The sequence below is a fragment of the Yersinia ruckeri ATCC 29473 genome, assembly GCF_000754815.1.
In the GTDB taxonomy this organism is placed as follows: domain Bacteria; phylum Pseudomonadota; class Gammaproteobacteria; order Enterobacterales; family Enterobacteriaceae; genus Yersinia; species Yersinia ruckeri.
Genome location: NZ_KN150747.1, coordinates 1,942,778 through 1,958,611 on the forward strand (window position 1 = coordinate 1,942,778; position 15,834 = coordinate 1,958,611).

Consider the following 15,834-nt stretch of genomic DNA (forward strand, 5'->3'; position numbering starts at 1 on the left):
ATTCAGGCTCGCAATGCGGGCCTGATGTCTTTCTGTCAATGTGATAATCAGTCCAATTACTTGCGGAATAAATAATATGAGTATCACAATAGTGAAGCAGATTAATATCCTCCATTTTATTATTGATAATTTTTATTAATCATAAAGGGCACTCGTTTTATCTTTTTATGTTTAAATTATGTTAACTATTCATCTGGTGATGTGAATACGCTTCGATAATAAAAAAATAAAAATAACTTCTTGAGAATAAATGTAGATTCTTTTTTTAATTTATTTGTTCTTGACCGTAAATAACTTTGTCTATATCGTCCATGGAGACAATTGGCTTTATTCCTTATATTAAATAATGATTTTAATTTTTTTTATTTCTGGCTTTGTGAGTGTAATTTAAATAGATTCCAGCTATGGATGGTTGAAAATGAATGGATGCTATAAATCCCATTTATTACTCTCTTTTTTTATTTTTATTTCTTCAATCCCATTATCTATTAATGCCACTGAAGATAATAAACAGACTAATATGGAGGTTATTGGTCAGCCATATTCAGAATATGGTATTGCGCGTAGTTCTTATCAACAGGAACAGCAAAAACTTGCCCGGATTGCTGGCGGGACCAATCTGATGACACCCGGTGAGGAAGGTCGGTTAGGTACCTTACAAGATGCATTGGACTATCAACCGGGATTGGTCATTCAAAACTTCTTCGGTGGCGTTGATCAGCCTCGTCTGAATATTCGTGGATCTGGCGTACAGAGTGCGCCTTTATCTCGTGGTGTAACCCTATTGCAAGATGGCCTCCCGCTGAATGATGCGGATGGTGGTTTTCATATCAGCCTGTTGGAACCGAGAGAAAGTCAGTTTATTAGCGTCATACGTGGTGCCAATGCGGTCAGCCCAGTGAGTAATGCTCTCGGCGGCGAGTTGGATTTCATTTCCTATACCGGTGCTGATGAAACCGGGCGGATACGTTATGAATACGGCAGTTTTGGTCGCCAAGGGTGGCAGGGTGCTTTAGGGGGGCGCGATGGCGATCTTGACGGGCGAATCAGTATCAGCGGCGATCGTTTTAACGGTTATCGCCAGCACTCAGCCTCGCGTCGTAATGCAGTCAGAGCCAATCTGGGTTACGAAGGTGAAAATTTTGCCAGCCGAACCTGGTTTAGTTGGACTGATCTGGCATTTGATGTCGCAGGCTCTCTGTCGCAGGAACAGCTAAAAGCCAATCCCCGCAGCGTTTTCCCTTTGGTGCTGGTGCGAGATCCTCACCGTAATGTAGAGCAAGCCAGAATCGCTAACCGCATGAGTTGGCACGGCGATAATAGGCAACACCAATTAGGGTTATGGGCGCAGCATACACACGATAACTTTGTCACCCCAGTGGTATATGTGCTTAGCGGAGGCAACACTTATGGTGCGCAGTGGTTGACTCACTTGCAGCAAGGCCAGTGGCATTATCGCTTGGGTGCATCGACAGATCGATCTGATATGGAAAGGGATTTACATCAGAATCGGCGAGGAAAACCCGATAACTATAAACTTATCGGCGCTTATAACATGCTGGCACAAAACCATAATCTGGCGTTCGGTGCCGGGTGGAAACCCAATGAGCAGTGGCGGATTGATACCGATTTGAAAGGAACCCGCGCGGTACGTAATGCCTTGTCTAAAGATGGGCGTAGTGGGTTGGATCAGCACTGGTATTTTCTTTCACCTAAGTTGGGGGTGATTTGGACGCCTAATCCGCAACAACGCTGGTTTGGTAGTCTGAATTGGAGCAATGAAGCACCGAGTTTTCGTGAGATTATCTCCAATAAAGGTCTATTAACCCCGCTACGTCCACAGCAAGCAGTTACATTGGAAATGGGTGGTTCAGGCACATTGACCCGCCACATAAAATGGGATCTAGCGCTTTATCGCAGCCTGATCGCCGATGAGTTGATCACCACTTATGACAGTGAGGGAAATTCGGTCGGTACCTTCAACTATGGCAGCAACACGGTGCATCAAGGGATTGAAATGGGGTTCAAAGGGCATATTCCCATGCGCGATAGCAGCATTGAATACCGTTTTGCCTGGACCTATAACGATTTTCGCTTTAAAGGTGGAGAATATGCAGGCAAACGCATTGGCGGCATTCCACCGCAGTTAATTTCTGCTGAAGTATTGTACCAATGGCAACGTTGGAGTATTGGTCCCAATTTACATTGGTTACCAGAAATAACGCCAGTCGATCATCTTAATCGTACCCAGATTCAGGCGCGTGATAAATATGCGGTTTGGGGCATAAAAATGGATTATCGTCATCCTGACGGGTGGTCTGCTTATCTGAGTATGGATAATCTGACGGATAAACGGTATGCCACCGCATCGGTGACTGAACGGGAAGTGACATCAAAACAAAGTAAGACACTATTCCCTGGAATGGGCCGGTCAATTAATGGCGGCTTCACTTATACATTCTAATTAACGTTACCCACACTTATTTATCATTTAGCGATTTTAAATAGAGTCGGAGTTAATCACATCCGACGATTATCACAATGAAATATTGGTATCGGATACTAGAATGAAGAAGGTTTATCGCCTGTTAGGCTATTTTATTTTATCGATTTACTTATCAGTGCCATCCCTTTCATTGGCTGAGAATAATAGTTTTATCGATATGAATCAGCGCCACGTCAATTTACCTGCTGAGGTGAAGCGTGCGGTAGTGATTCCGATTCCAGCAGCATCATTGCTGGCTAGTCTAGATCTCGGCACTCAGCGTTTGGTCGGGATCCACCCTTTTGCCAAAGTGGCGGCGCAGGAAGGTCTACTCAGCCGGATGTTTCCGGCGATAAACCAGATCGCCAGCGATACTGTTGGTCAGGGATTCTCACCTAATATTGAAACTTTATTGGCCGCACAGCCCGATTTGGTTTGGCAATGGGGGCACTTAGGCAATGATATTGTTGAGCCGATTGTGCAGGCAGGGCTGAAAGTGGCAATAATCCTGTATCCCTATCACGATGATAGTCGTATGCAGCAGTGGATAACGCTGATGGGTATTTCCATCGGCCAGATGGCGCGGGCGCGGCAAATGATAGAATGGCGTCAACAGACGCTCGCTGACGTCATCAAAAAAACCGCACATATTCCTCGCGCACAAAAAGTTCGGGTGCTCTATCTTTCGCGGTTCTTATCCGAAATACAAACCATCGGCAGTACTTCTCATACCAACAGCGATATTCAACGGGCTGGAGGAGTCAGTATTACCGCTGATTTTGGTGGCGCACGCACCATTAATCAGGAACAAATCATGGTGTGGAACCCCGATATTATTTTGCTGGGTAATTTTGAGGTTGGGCTATTACCTGAGCATATTTACCAAAGTCCGGCTCTGGCTGAAGTTGCCGCAGTAAAGAATCGGCGGGTTTACAAAATCCCCATCGGTGGTTTTATCTGGGATGCCCCCAATCAGGAAACACCGCTGTATTGGCAATGGCTTGCGATGACGTTTTATCCCGACAATATTGCTTGGCCGTTACGGGCAGAGATTCATCGCCAATACGATTTTCTTTATGGTTATCGGCCGACAAGCCAAGACATTGATGGCGTTCTCCAGTTAGAGGCCAATAAGGCGTCAGAACGCTACCACCAACAATTCAAGGATGGTTTATGAGCACTGGGCATAGTGTTTACGGAGGAAATAAAAGCTTCTGGCTACTTTCGATATTCCTGTTGTTGATGGTCATGCTGTTGGCGCTCTGTTCTGGGCGTTATCACTTGCCTATCGACAAGGTGCTTTCCATTTTGGCATCGTCCCTATTTCCCCAGCAATGGCTGACATCATTAGTGCCGTATAGCCCGATAGAGCAACGAGTGGTTGAGTATATTCGTCTACCGCGAATGCTCATTGCCTTGCTGACCGGTGCCGGGTTATCTGTAGCCGGAGCTGCTTTACAGGGGATATTTCGCAACCCGCTGGTAGGGCCGCAAATGGTGGGCGTTTCCTCCGGTGCCGCGTTGGGTGGGGCATTAGGAATAGTGCTATTTTCTTCATTACTGGTGGTCAGCGGTTTGGCATTTATTGGTGGGATCGGCGCAATCTTGTTGGTGTATTTTCTCAGTCGCAGTGGCGGCAGTACCAGTATTTTGATGCTTATTCTGGCTGGAGTGGTGATCAGCGCCTTTTTCGCTGCGCTGATTTCATTGGTGACCTACTTTGCCGATCCGAATAATACCTTGCCAGCGATTGTCTTCTGGTTGATGGGCAGTTTTGCCACGGTGACTTATACCAAACTGGCTCTGGCAACGTTACCGGTATTCTGTGGCCTGTTACTGCTTTACGCTCTGCGATTTCGGATTAACGTTTTGTCACTGGGGGATGAAAACGCTGCTGCACTGGGTGTGCCGGTGGAAAAAGTACGTTGGTTGGTGCTGATTTGCGTTGCGCTGATTACCTCCGCGACCGTGGCTGTCGCTGGCACGATTGGCTGGGTTGGTCTGGTGGTTCCCCATATTGCCCGAATGCTGGTTGGGCCGGATCATCGGCAATTGATTCCAGCCTCGGCGCTGGTGGGAGCCATTTATATGGTGACGATTGATACATTGGCGCGAACCGCCAGTAGCGCCGAGATTCCATTGGGCATTATTACCGCTCTGATAGGTGCGCCAGTGTTTATCTGGTTGCTGCGTCAAACCGGACAAAAAGGATGGTCGCATGATTAAAGTTAACCAGCTAACGATGGTCAGAGAGCAAAAACCGTTGTTCGACTCACTGTCCTTTCACTTGAGCAAAGGTAGCGTAACCGCGATCCTTGGGGCGAATGGGCGAGGAAAAACGACTTTACTGCGGTTAATCCTTGGGACGATAAAACCCACCCGAGGATGTGTTTATCTCACGGCCAATACGGCCTATGTGCCGCAACAAGAAACGGCGGTTTTCCCTTATAGCGTAAAAACCATGGTGATGTTGGGGCGGGTGCGTCATATGGGATGGTTTGCCTCACCGAGTCATCAGGATCAAGACGTAGCGATGCGTTGTCTGGATTGCTTCGGATTGTTGCCGTTGGCGGATAAACCCGTTAATCAACTGAGCGGTGGTGAACGGCAATTGGTTTGTATTGCCCGCGCATTGGCGAGTGAACCAGAAATCTTGATTCTGGACGAGCCGGCTGCCGCGCTGGATTTATCTAATCAGGATAAGGTATTAACAGGATTACGGGAATTATCTACTCGTTTGGCGATGACGGTGCTGTTTACCACTCATTCACCGTTGCATGCGCTGCATATTGCCGATCTGGCTTTATTGTTATATCCACAGGGAGAGGCGGCATTTGGCGCGACACGGGAGATCTTGACCGACGAAAATCTGACGCGGCTTTATCAGTTACCGGTACATATTGATCAGGTGACCTATGCCGATAAAACGTGGGATACCGTAGTGCCGTTGTTTAACTGAGATGATGATTCAGGATGGTGCAAGCCCGGAAACCCGGGCTTGAGAACGTTAGCCAAGTTTTTGCAGAGTATATTCCAACGCCTGATGCAATAATTCCCGATCATGGCGATAAGGAATATCGACCGCTTCCAACGGTTGCTGAACCACGATGCGATCTTTCACGCCACTGGTATCGATGGTGGGGCTAACAATCACCGCATCAATCATTTTGCGTCCGATTTTGCTTTCCATGAGTGCCAGTTTATCTTGCAACCTCAAACTCGCAGCGGCCACGCTCAGTTCACGACCCAGATTACCAATATAAATCATACTGGCAGAACTACGGCGCAAAGCCTGGGTTAAATCATCCAGTAGCAACAAGGGCATCAGGCTGGTGAGAAAACTGCCCGGACCAATCAGGATGACATCAGCCTGGCCGATGGCCTCAATGGCTTCGCGGGTGACATTGACGTGAGGAGACAGCATCATTTCTTGTGGCATATGAGTCAGTTGATCGATATTCACTTCGCCGTAAACCGTATGGCCTTCATGGTCTAACGCCAGTAAGTCTACCGGCTGCTCCGACATCGGAATCAGCCAAGCGTCAACTTTCAACAGACTGCGTAACAAATTAATGGCTTCGATTGGCCGAACACTGAGATGGTCGAGAGCCTTTAACATCAGATTTCCGAGATTATGCCCCGATAATTCACCGTTGCCGCTAAAACGGTATTCAAACATGGCTGACGCCACGCTGGGTTCGGTAATCAGTTGATTCAGACAATTACGGGTATCACCCCAGGCAATACCGCCTTCAGAGCGCCGAATACGTCCGGTAGATCCACCGTTATCGGTGGTGGTGACAATTCCGGTCAAGCGCGATCCCAACGGAGAAAGTGCTGACATCACTCGGCCTAGCCCATGGCCACCACCAAGCGCCACAACCCGATCCAGATCGGCTAATGTGCGATTTCGCATAAGATTCCTATCGATTTGCCTAAATCAGGTCTATTTAGCAACCAACGACATAAAAACATGCCATAAGTTAACGGATTTACACGCGAAACGCGATAGAAGCCGCAATTTGCGTGATGTCGGGCAAAAATTTATCCAGCAATTAATCTAGCCTCGAAGTTCTGTTTATTTGTTGGCTAAGTCGTTGTATATGAAAATATATAGCGAATAGTCCGATTGGCTATCGCGGTGTTTTAGCGCTAGAATCCTGATGAAAACCACGGTTTCTCTTTCGGGTCTGCTGCCCGGAGATGAAGTCAAACTCCTAGCCTCCGTGTCTACGTTGCTGGTGCAATATGATGCTCAGGCCGTGGCTTATCGCCACCAGGGTGCAAGGTAGAAATGCCTGCATCTCCCGTATTTGGAAAGGTGTTATGGTACCGCAACTGACTGACGCTTTTGCGCGCAAGTTCTATTACCTGCGCCTATCGATTACTGACGTGTGCAACTTTCGTTGCACCTACTGCCTGCCTGATGGCTACCAGCCTAATGGGGTGAAAAGTTTTCTAACGTTGGATGAAATTCGCCGCGTTGGTCGTGCTTTTGCCGCATTGGGCACCGAAAAAATCCGGCTGACTGGCGGCGAACCTTCTATGCGTCGTGATTTTCCCGATATCATTGCCGCACTGCGGGAAAATCCGGCAATCCGTACACTGGCTGTTACCACCAATGGTTATCGGCTAAGCCGCGATGTCGTCCAGTGGCGGGATGCGGGGCTGACAGCCTTGAATATCAGCGTTGATAGCCTCGATCCACGCCAGTTTCATGCTATTACCGGGCAAGATAAATTCCATCAGGTGATGCAAGGGATCGATGCAGCCTTCGAGGCCGGCTTTGAAAAAATCAAAATCAATGCCGTACTGATGCGCGAGGTGAATGATCGTAGCCTGAAAACCTTCCTCGACTGGATTAAACCGCGCCCGATTCAACTGCGTTTTATCGAATTGATGGAAACCGGCGAAAGCAGCGATCTATTTCGTCAACACCATGTTTCCGGCGGCGTGATTCGCCAGCAGTTGCTTGCACAAGGCTGGCAACAGCAGGATCGCGCCCGCAGTGACGGCCCAGCGCAAGTCTTTCGCCATCCTGATTATCGGGGGGAAGTTGGGCTGATCATGCCATACGAAAAAGATTTTTGCGCCAGTTGCAACCGCCTGCGAGTGTCGGCCATCGGTAACCTGCATTTATGCTTATTCGGTGAGCAGGGCATTCCATTACGAGACTTACTGGCTGGCGACCTACAGCAGGAAGAACTGAAAGAACGAATTCAAAGCGCGTTACAGACCAAAAAACAAACCCATTTTCTGCATCAAGGCAACAGCGGCATCACGCAGAATCTATCGTTTATTGGCGGTTAACACGCGGGGGCATGACGCCACTATCAGGAGTTTCTATGAACCAATTGACCCATATTAATGCCGCTGGGGAAGCCCATATGGTTGATGTTTCAGGCAAAGCGGAAACGGTACGCGAAGCCAGAGCTGAAGCCTTTGTCGAAATGCAGGCGACCACGTTGGCCATGATTATTGACGGCAGTCATCATAAAGGCGATGTCTTTGCTACTGCCCGGATTGCCGGTATTCAAGCGGCGAAACGTACCTGGGAGTTAATCCCGCTGTGTCATCCGTTGATGTTGAGTAAAGTTGAAGTCAATTTGCAGGCTCAGCCGGAGCATAATCGGGTGCGGATCGAATCCTGCTGCCGCTTGAGCGGCAAGACGGGCGTAGAAATGGAAGCGCTAACGGCAGCCTCTGTCGCAGCACTGACCATCTATGACATGTGCAAAGCAGTACAAAAAGACATGATTATTGGCCCAGTACGCCTGTTGGCGAAAAGTGGCGGAAAATCCGGTGATTTTGAGGTGAATTCATGATTCAGGTTCTATTTTTCGCTCAGGTGAGAGAATTGATTGGCACCGAGAGCCTGCAATTGACTGCTGAGTTCTCAACGGTGGAAGCCTTACGTCAGGCACTGTGCCAGCGTGGTGATCGTTGGCAGTTGGCATTAGAGGAAGGAAAGTTGCTGACGGCGGTTAATCAATCGTTGGTCAGCCTCGATCACCCGTTGTCTGCCGGTGATGAGGTTGCGTTCTTCCCGCCGGTGACCGGAGGTTGACGATGGAAAATACCCGAATTCGCGTGGGTGCCGAGCTTTTTAATGTCGGTGAAGAATACCACTGGTTGGCACAGTGCGATGAAGACGGTGCGGTGGTGACGTTCACCGGCAAGGTGCGCAATCATAATCTGGGTGATCATGTTTGCGCTTTGACGCTGGAGCATTATCCTGGAATGACGGAAAAAGCGCTGAGTGAGATTATTGCCGAAGCCCGAGCTCGCTGGCCGCTACAGCGGGTGGCGGTGATTCATCGGGTTGGCGCGCTCTATCCTGGCGATGAAATTGTTTTTGTCGGCGTCACCGGTGCTCACCGTGGCATGGCATTCGACGCCGCGGAGTTTATTATGGATTACCTTAAAACCCGCGCACCGTTCTGGAAGCGAGAAGCAACGCCGACAGGGGAACGCTGGGTTGAATCTCGCGATAGCGACCATCACGCGGCTAAGCGCTGGTAAACTCATGTAAAGATCCCCCTGAAATACGTATTTTAACCTCCTGGCTATACGTTATTTTGTGGTAATCTTAGAATCAGGTGGGCTATCGTCGGATGGCCCGTATTCATTGTTCATATGCAAAAGGTAACTACCATGGATCGCTATCCACGCTCTAATGGTTCGATTGTCGAACGTGCCAACACAGGCATTCAGGCATATATGGCGCAGGTATACGGCTGGATGACCTGTGGTCTGTTATTAACCGCCTTTGTTGCCTGGTATACCGCCAGTACGCCAGCAATTCTCCACTTTATTTTCTCCAGCCAGATCACGTTCTTTGGCTTGATTATTGCTCAGTTGGGCTTGGTATTCGTTATTTCCGGTATGGTTAATCGTCTGAGTGGCACCATGGCGACCAGCTTGTTTATGCTGTACTCGGCGCTGACCGGGCTGACATTATCCAGCATTCTGGTGATGTACACTGGTGCGTCTATCGCCAGCACCTTCATCATCTGTGCTGGTATGTTTGGCGCGATGAGCGTATTTGGTTATACCACCAAGCGTGATTTAAGCGGTATGGGCAGCATGCTGTTTATGGGGCTGATTGGTATCGTGCTAGCTTCCCTCGTTAACATCTGGCTGAAAAGCGATGCATTAATGTGGGCAGTAACCTATATCGGTGTAGTGGTATTCGTCGGGTTGACCGCATACGATACCCAGAAACTGAAAAACATGGGGGCGCAGCTTGATGCGAACGATAAAGATAGCTTCCGTAAATACTCTATCGTTGGTGCGTTAACGCTGTATCTTGATTTTATCAACTTGTTCCTGATGTTACTGCGGATTTTCGGCAACCGTCGTTAATCACTGACAGGTTGCAGCGTACGGCATATTAACTTGTCGTATGCAGTTCTAAACGCTTTTAAGTCCTAAGCAACCTGAAAGGACACGATTTTAATCGTGTCCTTTTTTATGTCTGAGGAATGGTTATCCTAATAAGAATCGTGCGCTAATCAGGCAATTTTCCGGCGGAACATAGCATAAGCGGCACTACCGGTCGTCGCAGTAATGACCAGCAATGGCCATAGGCTATGCCAGATAATATCGAAGCTGGCGTCCTTCAAATATATTTGCTTGGTAATGTCAGTAAAATGGCGGATGGGATTAATCCAGGTGATATTTTGCAGCCACATTGGCATATTCTCCACTGGCGATACATAGCCGGAAAGTAATATCGCTGGCATCATAAAGACGAAAACGCCGATAAAAGCCTGTTGCTGTGTTGAACACAGTGACGAAATCAGTAAGCCAAAACCAACCAGTGATAATCCATAAATCAGCATCGTGCCATAAAACAGCACTAATGAACCGGCAAAGGGAATCTGGTAAAAGAAAATCCCAATCAGCAACACAATCGAGGCCTGACAAGTGGCGACAATCAGCGCCGGAACCGCTTTACCGATAAAAATCTGCCAAGTCGTCAACGGGGAAACCAGTAACTGATCCAACGTTCCCTGCTCCCGTTCCCGCGCCACAGAGAGTGACGTCACAATTAGCACGCCAATTGTCGTAATCATGGCGATCAATGATGGAACAACAAACCATTTGTAATCCAGGTTCGGGTTGTACCAATTACGCACGACCAACTCACTGTTGTTGGGTTTGATCTGCCCTTGTGTCACCTCGTCTTGATAGTTTTGCACAATCTGCTGAATATAATTGGCAGCGATTTGGGCACTATTGGAGTTGCGGCCATCCAGCAACAATTGCAGCGGCGCGGTCTTACCATTGACTAAATTCGCGCTGAATTGCTCTGGAAATCGGATAAGTAACAGCGCGCGCTGGTTATCAATCACCGGTTGAATCTCCTGCGGGCTGTGCAGCAACAACACCTGAGAAAAAGCCTTGGCCTTGGCGAAACGTTGAGTCAGTTCTACCGAGGCTTTACCGCTGTCTTCGCTATAAATAGCGATGGTGGCGTTGGTCACTTCCAACGTGGCGGCATAGGGAAACAGCACCACCTGTAAAATGACTGGCAGGATCAAAATTGCTCGGGTTTGTGGATCGCGCAGCAATGACTGCAATTCTTTGATAATCAAAGTATAAAGACGATGAAACATGATAACTCCTTGCTCAGTCCAACCGTCGCTTGGTTTTCCACGCTGTCAGCCCGATAAACACCACCGCTGAAGCGATCAGAAACAGCAGGTTAATCCACAACACCGTGCCGATATTTCCGGCTAAAAACAGGGTTTGCAGGCTGCTAACGAAATAGCGGGCTGGAATGATATAAGTCACGGCCTGCACAATGGCGGGCATGCTGTCTATCTCGAAAATAAAGCCGGATAACATCACCGAGGGTAAAAATGCGGCATTCAGCGCGATCATTGCGGCATTGAACTGATTGCGGGTGACGGTGGAAATCAACAAGCCCATGCCAAGGGTGTTGGCCAGAAACAAACTGGTCATGACAAATAATATCCCCAACGAACCACGATAAGGCACACCCAAAATAAATACCGACACGACCATGCATAGCACCATGGCAATCATGCCGAGGAAGTAGTAGGGGAGCAGTTTGGATAGCAGCAATTCGCTGCGAGTGATTTGTGTAGAAAGTAGAGCTTCCATCGTGCCGCGTTCCCATTCCCGGGCAATGACCAACGAGGTCAGAATCGCCCCGATAACGGTCATAATAATGGTAATGGCGCCGGGAATAATAAAGTGTCGGCTAATAGCCGCGGGATTGAACCAATAACGCAGTTGCACGTCGATTAATGGTTCATTGGTTTGCCCCAAATTTTGCCCTTGTTGCTGTTGCCAGACCTTCCAGATGCCCTGAGCGTAACCTTGTACGAAGTTGGCGGTATTGGGTTCACTGCCGTCGGTAATCACCTGAATCGGTGACGTATCCGGTGGCCGATCCAACCGCTGGGCAAAATCGCCAGGAATCACGATCAACCCGCGAATCTTACCTGCCTGCATTGCCTGAATCAGCGCATGGCGGTCGTCACTGATTTGTGCCGCGATATAAGGCGAACCGGTAAAGGCGGCGGCCAAATCTTGCGCGGGTTTGCTCTGTTGCTCCATCAAAATGCCCACGTGCAGTTTGCTGGAGTCTAGATTGATGCCATAGCCAAAAATAAACAGCAACATGATAGGAATAACAAAGGCAATCAGCCCGCTACTGGGATCGCGTAGGATTTGGCGGGTTTCTTTACGACACAACGCTCGCAGCCGTCGCCATGAAAAACCGGTATCCTGATAGGTTTGTTGCTGTGTAGTAGAGGATGGCGATTGATTAAGCATGCTGGTGCTCCTTATCGTAGTTTTGTACTAACCCGATAAATGCCTGTTCCATGGTGGGATTGGGGTCTTCAAGCGTAGCAACCTGCTGTTTGAGTTCGTCTGGTGTGCCCGCAGCAATGATTTTCCCACGATAAACCAACCCGATTCGATCACAATATTCTGCTTCGTCCATAAAGTGGGTTGTCACCATCACTGTGACACCTTTATCAACCATCCCATTGATATGTAGCCAAAATTCACGTCGAGTCAAAGGATCGACGCCCGATGTTGGTTCATCCAAAAATAGAATATCAGGCTCATGCATTAATGCGCAGGCTAAGGCTAAACGCTGTTTAAAACCCAGCGGCAGGGAGTCTGGCGTTTGGTCAAGGATTGGCGTGAAGTTAAAGGCCTCAGTCATATCACGGATTTTGTCGCGCTGAACTTTACCTTGTAGCCCATAAACCCCGGAAAAGAACTTCAGGTTTTGTGCCACGGTCAGATTACCGTACAAAGAGAACTTCTGCGCCATATAACCTAAATGCTGGCGAGCCTTACCGGAACTGGTTTTCAGATCCATTCCCAGCACTCGCGCATGACCTTCACTTGGTACCAATAGGCCGCACATCATTTTGAATGTTGTGGATTTGCCCGCGCCATTTGGGCCGAGTAAACCGAATATTTCACCGCGTTTGACCTGAAAGTCCACATGATCGGTAGCCGCGAAGTGGCCGAATTTTTTGGTCAAGCCGCGTGCTTCAATGACAGTTTCACTGTGATCGCCACTGACCGTGGGCATAATCTTTGCTAGCGCTGATTCGCTGGCTGGGCCGCCGCCTAATAGATCGATAAAAGCATCTTCGAAACGCGGTTCAGCTTCCTGAATTTTCGCATCGGGTTGTTTTAACTGTTGCAGAAGTTGTCGCCGGTCGGCATCCGGCTTCAGGATTAGTCGAACATATTTTCCCTGAATAACGCCGTCACTTACATTGGGTAGCGTCAATGATTTCTGTAACAGTTTACGGTTGGTACCGTTTTTCGCCGCCAGCAAAATAGTACGCCCACTCATGCGTTGGGTCAGGGATTGTGGCGCACCGCTGTACAGTAATTTGCCTTCATTCAGCAGTAAAATATCACGACACTGTTCCGCTTCATCCAGATAAGAGGTGCTCCACAGAATCAGCATTCCGTCACTGGCCAACTCGTGTACCATCCGCCAGAGTTCGCGGCGGGAAATGGGATCAACGCCAACACCTGGCTCATCGAGCAGCAATACTTTAGGCTGGCCAACCAACGTACAGGCCAAACCGAGTTTTTGCTTCATACCTCCGGACAGTTTGCCAGCCAAACGTTTGGTAAAGCGAGTCAGATCGGTAAAAGTAAGTAGCCGTTCAAAAGTTTGCAGCCGCAGTTCGCCAGTGATGCCTCGCAGATCGGCATACAGCGTCAGGTTTTCCATAACCGTCAAATCTTCATACAACCCGAATTTTTGCGGCATATAACCGAGAATAGCGTGTAATTGACGATCATCTTCAATCGGATCCAATCCGATCACCGACAGTTTTCCGCTACTGGGTTTGAGCAGCCCGGCTAGCATACGCAGCAGAGTCGTTTTCCCTGCGCCATCGGGACCGACCAGCCCGGTCACCGCGCCGCTGCGTATTTCAGTGGTTAAGCGGGCAACCGCCGGATTTTCCAGTGTGGGGAAGGTTTTTTCCACCCCATCCAGTGTGATCAAATGCTGGACTTCACGCATAATATCGCCTCTCGATTAAGGTTGTGAGAAGCGTATGGTGACCGGCATGCCTTGACGGAGTTCGCTATCGGCATCGGTGACGATAATGCGCAGGCGATAGACCAAATCGGTACGTAAATCCGGTGTTTCAACGGTTTTCGGTGTAAATTCAGCTGTGGGAGAAACAAAACCGATCTGGCCGCGATAAGGCTTACCGGGACGGCTATCGGTATAAACATCAACTTCTGTTCCGGGAACCGCCTGGCCTAAATGGCGTTCATCCACATAAGCACGCACCCAAACGGGATTGGTCAGCGACAAAGTGAATACCGTGTTACCGGCGGAAAGAATCGTCCCTGGCTCAACGGCACGAGTCAAAATAGTCCCTGATGACGGAGATATCAGGCTGGTATCATGAAGGTTGAGCTGCGCCTGCGCCAATTCGGCTTCAGCCTGTGCCACATTGGCTGCGGCCTGAGCGATTTCCTGTGGACGATTACCGCTCAGAAATTGCGCGAGCTTATCTTTGGCGGCCTGCAACGCAGCCTGAGCCTGATTTCGCGAGGTACGTGCATCGTCTAAATCGTTAGCAGAGGTCGCTTTGCTTGACCATAGGCCTTGCTGGCGTTTTAAAAAACTATCGGCGTAATTAAATGCGGCCTGCTTCTGCGCAACCTCCGATTTAACTTGTGCAATTTCCTCGTCCCGGTAGCCCGCTTGCAGCAATGCCAACTGTGCCTGTGCGCTTTCGACATTGGCCTGAGCCTGTTTTAACGCATTGTTAAATGGACCTTGGTCTAATTGCCCCAGTTGCTGTCCCGGCTGAATTTTGTCGCCTTCATCGACATCCAGAGAAGCCAGGCGGCCACCAACCCGAAAACCTAAATTCACCGTGCGAATATCGACATTACCATAGAGCGTCAGCGATTGATCCTGCTGCTGGCGATAGTCGCTCCATCCGTACATTGCCGCTGCTATCAGGGCGATAACGATAACTATCACTGCAATACGCTTGCGATTCATAACATTTCCTACCCACTAACATGTTGTTATTGCTGCGCTACCTGATGCCGCAGCCCGTTGAGAAGAAGGTCGATATGTTCGATAAGTACTTGATTGATTAATTTGTTTTCATGCTCTCCAATACTGAGCCAACCAGCCTGGTAGCGAATGGTTTCCCGTGCCATTCGAAACGCCAATACCTCACCCAACAGGGCATGGGTGTGGATAATGGTCTTGGTCGCCTGAGCATCAGCGCCGATATAGCGGGCTAACAGCAGATTAAGTTTTTGATGCAGGGGGGCAATGGCTTGATGATGGATCAGCGGATAGGCTTCAGTAGGGGAGAGTTGTTCTCGCGCCATGATCTTGCTGAGATTAATAGTTTCCTGTTGCGTCATTAAATGGCTGAATTCCAATAAGCCGCGGCGAATATAATGTAGCTGCTGTTCCGGTGATTGCTCCGCAGTAGGTTGTTGTAAGAAAACCTCAATTTCAGCGGCCAGCGGCATAAATGCCTGGCGGATAAAGTCAGCAATCTGTTGCGCTACCGCAAGATACAGCCCTTCTTTTGAGCCGAAGTAGTAGGTTATTGCTGCGATATTCTGGTCGGCGCGCTGCGCAATATCGCGGGTAGTGGCACCTTTCAGGCCCAGTTCTCCAAACAGCTCGGTCGCTGCGCGCAATAGTTGCTGCCGGGCCTGTTCGCCCCGGAGAGTGACAGGAACAGTCGAGTTAGGCATAACAGAACGCTCCGTATAGAAACCATTCTATATTAAGACTACCAGATACCTGACTAACATATTAATCAATCATATGATTAACT

Annotated in this window: 15 protein-coding genes and 1 riboswitch; of the genes, 9 read left to right on the top strand and 6 right to left on the bottom strand. The window is 48.9% G+C overall.

Going from position 1 to position 15,834, the window contains the following annotated elements:
* Positions 1 to 418: 418 nt before the first annotated feature.
* The 4 genes from DJ39_RS08665 to DJ39_RS08680 all read left to right on the top strand — a co-directional run bounded on the left by DJ39_RS08665 (position 419) and on the right by DJ39_RS08680 (position 5,444).
* Positions 419 to 2,464, top strand: coding sequence for a TonB-dependent receptor family protein (locus tag DJ39_RS08665; protein WP_004717022.1), 2,046 nt, complete (start codon positions 419 to 421; stop codon positions 2,462 to 2,464).
* A 103-nt stretch (positions 2,465 to 2,567) separates the two neighbouring features.
* On the top strand, positions 2,568 to 3,662 hold the full coding sequence (locus tag DJ39_RS08670; RefSeq protein WP_004717023.1) for an ABC transporter substrate-binding protein: 1,095 nt from the start codon (positions 2,568 to 2,570) through the stop codon (positions 3,660 to 3,662).
* Positions 3,659 to 4,711: a FecCD family ABC transporter permease gene (locus DJ39_RS08675; protein ID WP_038244413.1), complete on the top strand. Its 1,053-nt coding sequence runs from the start codon at positions 3,659 to 3,661 to the stop codon at positions 4,709 to 4,711. Before DJ39_RS08670 ends, DJ39_RS08675 begins: the two co-directional genes overlap by 4 nt.
* Complete coding sequence (locus DJ39_RS08680) at positions 4,704 to 5,444, top strand: ABC transporter ATP-binding protein (RefSeq protein ID WP_038244410.1); 741 nt, start codon at positions 4,704 to 4,706, stop codon at positions 5,442 to 5,444. Before DJ39_RS08675 ends, DJ39_RS08680 begins: the two co-directional genes overlap by 8 nt.
* A 48-nt stretch (positions 5,445 to 5,492) precedes the next feature.
* On the opposite strand, the gene yvcK is transcribed toward DJ39_RS08680, so the two are convergent.
* Positions 5,493 to 6,401 (bottom strand): uridine diphosphate-N-acetylglucosamine-binding protein YvcK, encoded by a 909-nt coding sequence (gene yvcK / locus DJ39_RS08685; protein WP_004717027.1) that lies wholly within the window; start codon positions 6,399 to 6,401, stop codon positions 5,493 to 5,495.
* Positions 6,402 to 6,687: 286 nt separating this feature from the next.
* Positions 6,688 to 6,825: riboswitch (molybdenum cofactor riboswitch) on the top strand.
* Here yvcK and moaA point away from each other — a divergent pair.
* From moaA to DJ39_RS08710, 5 genes are all read left to right on the top strand, one after another.
* Positions 6,812 to 7,795 carry a GTP 3',8-cyclase MoaA gene (gene moaA / locus DJ39_RS08690; protein ID WP_004717032.1) on the top strand — a complete coding sequence of 328 codons (984 nt, stop codon included), beginning with the start codon at positions 6,812 to 6,814 and terminating at the stop codon, positions 7,793 to 7,795. Its footprint overlaps the riboswitch before it by 14 nt.
* A 35-nt stretch (positions 7,796 to 7,830) precedes the next feature.
* Positions 7,831 to 8,310, top strand: coding sequence for a cyclic pyranopterin monophosphate synthase MoaC (moaC, locus tag DJ39_RS08695; protein ID WP_004717033.1), 480 nt, complete (start codon positions 7,831 to 7,833; stop codon positions 8,308 to 8,310).
* On the top strand, positions 8,307 to 8,552 hold the full coding sequence (gene moaD / locus DJ39_RS08700) for a molybdopterin synthase sulfur carrier subunit (RefSeq protein ID WP_038244406.1): 246 nt from the start codon (positions 8,307 to 8,309) through the stop codon (positions 8,550 to 8,552). The genes moaC and moaD overlap by 4 nt, the downstream gene beginning before the upstream one ends.
* Positions 8,553 to 8,554: 2 nt before the next feature.
* Entirely contained in the window at positions 8,555 to 9,007 is a 453-nt protein-coding gene (gene moaE / locus DJ39_RS08705; RefSeq protein WP_004717037.1) for a molybdopterin synthase catalytic subunit MoaE, read from the top strand.
* 132 nt (positions 9,008 to 9,139) lie between these two features.
* Entirely contained in the window at positions 9,140 to 9,850 is a 711-nt protein-coding gene (locus DJ39_RS08710; protein ID WP_004717039.1) for a Bax inhibitor-1/YccA family protein, read from the top strand.
* Between the two features lie 149 nt (positions 9,851 to 9,999).
* Here the strand turns inward: DJ39_RS08710 and DJ39_RS08715 are convergent, their stop codons facing one another.
* From DJ39_RS08715 to DJ39_RS08735, 5 genes are read right to left on the bottom strand one after another with little or no spacing between them, the layout of a single operon-like run.
* Positions 10,000 to 11,106 (bottom strand): ABC transporter permease, encoded by a 1,107-nt coding sequence (locus DJ39_RS08715; RefSeq protein WP_004717041.1) that lies wholly within the window; start codon positions 11,104 to 11,106, stop codon positions 10,000 to 10,002.
* A gap of 13 nt (positions 11,107 to 11,119) precedes the next feature.
* Positions 11,120 to 12,295: an ABC transporter permease gene (locus tag DJ39_RS08720; protein WP_038244404.1), complete on the bottom strand. Its 1,176-nt coding sequence runs from the start codon at positions 12,293 to 12,295 to the stop codon at positions 11,120 to 11,122.
* On the bottom strand, positions 12,288 to 14,030 hold the full coding sequence (locus DJ39_RS08725; RefSeq protein WP_004717046.1) for an ATP-binding cassette domain-containing protein: 1,743 nt from the start codon (positions 14,028 to 14,030) through the stop codon (positions 12,288 to 12,290). The genes DJ39_RS08720 and DJ39_RS08725 overlap by 8 nt, the downstream gene beginning before the upstream one ends.
* A gap of 15 nt (positions 14,031 to 14,045) precedes the next feature.
* Positions 14,046 to 15,032 (bottom strand): secretion protein HlyD, encoded by a 987-nt coding sequence (gene hlyD, locus DJ39_RS08730; protein WP_004717047.1) that lies wholly within the window; start codon positions 15,030 to 15,032, stop codon positions 14,046 to 14,048.
* A gap of 26 nt (positions 15,033 to 15,058) precedes the next feature.
* Positions 15,059 to 15,751 (bottom strand): CerR family C-terminal domain-containing protein, encoded by a 693-nt coding sequence (locus DJ39_RS08735; protein WP_004717048.1) that lies wholly within the window; start codon positions 15,749 to 15,751, stop codon positions 15,059 to 15,061.
* Positions 15,752 to 15,834 lie beyond the last annotated feature (83 nt).